This window comes from Bartonella sp. AA89HNZF, assembly GCF_042196905.1.
GTDB lineage: Bacteria > Pseudomonadota > Alphaproteobacteria > Rhizobiales > Rhizobiaceae > Bartonella.
The window spans coordinates 1-236 of record NZ_JBHIRD010000145.1 but is presented as its reverse complement, the minus strand read 5'-3'; the positions used below and the strand labels follow the sequence as shown (position 1 = coordinate 236).

At 43.6% G+C, this 236-nt stretch carries 1 protein-coding gene; it reads left to right on the top strand.

Annotated elements, in window-relative coordinates; genetic code table 11:
* On the top strand, positions 1-236 hold a 236-nt coding region (locus ACFIN0_RS10195), incomplete at both ends, for a hypothetical protein (protein WP_375702501.1).

The window sequence follows — 236 nt, the reverse complement described above, 5'->3', positions numbered from 1 at the left end:
TTAGCAAAGAAAGCAACAGAAGATATTGTTTCTATCAATGCAAAGGCTTTAACAGCAGAAAGAGTAGCGAACGAAGTCAAAGGTAGTTTAGAAACCGTTGTCACGTCGGCTTCTAAGGCAAAAGCTCTAGCAGAAGAAGCCAAAGAGCTAGCGGAGGAAATGCAAGATGAATCGAACGAAGCGAAGATTGCTGCTAATGCGGCAAAATTGACAGCCAATTCTGCGGCAACAGATGC